Annotated in this window: 1 protein-coding gene; it reads left to right on the top strand. The window is 70.0% G+C overall.

All coding sequences use genetic code 11. The features are described 5' to 3' along the window. The first annotated feature begins 131 nt into the window (after window positions 1–131). A complete protein-coding gene (locus tag DQ240_RS23020; protein WP_113842043.1) occupies window positions 132–1,391 on the top strand; it encodes an IS256 family transposase in 1,260 nt (419 codons plus the stop codon). The last annotated feature ends 57 nt before the right edge of the window (window positions 1,392–1,448 follow it).

Genomic DNA, 1,448 nt, shown 5'->3' with positions numbered 1-1,448 from the left:
GGGTGAGTCCCCTGGAGTGGTGTAGATCGGGCCCCTGGCCTCGGTGATCGTGTCGGTCACCGACGTCGAGGGGCCACCGCGTGAGGCTCTGTGAGTACCCGCCAAGGAACTCACCGAAGAGGACTCACACGATGGCCCTGGATCAGTCTGCCCTGCTCGAGTTGACCGACGCACTGCGCAGCGCTGATGGCGGCGAGGTGATGCGCCGGTTGCTGCTCACGATGCTGCAGGCGTTGATCGACGCCGAGGCGACCGCGCAGATCGGCGCCGGCCCGCACGAGCGCACCGAGACCCGCACCACTCAGCGCAACGGCACCCGCGACAAGCTGGTGGCCACGACCGCCGGTGATCTGACGGTGAAGATCCCCAAGCTGCGGACCGGCTCGTTCTTCCCCTCGCTGCTGGCCCCGCGCCGGCGGATCGACGTCGCGCTGCACGCGGTGGTGATGCAGGCCTGGGTCGAGGGCGTGTCCACCCGCAAGGTCGACGACCTGGTCGCCGCCCTCGGCGTGGAGTCCGGGATCAGCAAGAGCGAGGTCTCCCGGATCTGTGGCCAGCTCGACGTCGAGGTCGCCGCCTGGCGCACCCGGCCGCTGGACGAGCAGGCCTTCCCGTACGTGTTCCTCGATGCCACCTACTGCAAGGCCCGGGTCAACGGCCGGGTCGTCTCCCGAGCCGTCGTGATCGCCACCGGCGTCTCCGCCGACGGCCGCCGTGAGGTGCTCGGCTGCGACGTCGGTGACAGCGAGAACGAGGTGTTCTGGACCGGCTTCCTCCGCGGCCTGCGCGACCGCGGCCTGGCGGGGGTGCAGCTGGTCATCTCCGACTCCCACCGCGGCTTGACCAACGCCATCGACACCGTGCTGGCCGGCGCGGCCTGGCAGAGGTGTCGCGTGCACTTCATGCGCAACGTCCTCGCACGCGTCAGCAAGGGGCAGGCCGAGATGGTCGCCGCCGCCATCCGCACCATCTTCGCCCAGCCCACCGCCGACACCGTCCGCGAAGCGGTCGAGAACGTCGCCCTGACCCTCGAGCGGCAGTTCCCCACCGTGGCGACATTGCTGCGTGACGCCCGCGAGGAGATCACCGCCTTCGCCGACTTCCCCCAAGCCCACTGGCGCAAGATCTGGAGCACCAACCCGCTGGAACGGCTGAACAAGGAGGTCAAACGGCGCACCGACGTCGTCGGCATCTTCCCCGACGACACCGCCCTGCTCCGGCTCGCCAGCTGCGTGCTGATCGAAGCCCACGACGAGTGGCAGGTCACCGACCGCCGCTACCTCTCCGAAGCCTCCATGGCCCTGCTCAACCCGCCGGAGCCGACCGCCCTCGAGCCCCGCCGCACCGACCCCAGCGAGGTGATCGACCAGCCCGCCCTGCAGACGGCATAGTCAGCAACACCGCAGAGCAGCACGCGGACGAGCTACACCACCCCACGGGGCACGGCC

This window comes from Blastococcus sp. TF02A-26 (genome assembly GCF_003319125.1).
GTDB lineage: Bacteria > Actinomycetota > Actinomycetes > Mycobacteriales > Geodermatophilaceae > Trujillonella.
The sequence above is the reverse complement of the archived record's forward strand: the minus strand, read 5'-3'. Positions and strand labels throughout refer to the sequence as shown.

Bases quoted from the DNA above. Each gene is read 5' to 3' on its own strand.
- DQ240_RS23020 (WP_113842043.1), top strand. From the start codon at position 132: ATGGCCCTGGATCAGTCTGCCCTGCTCGAGTTGACCGACGCACTGCGC.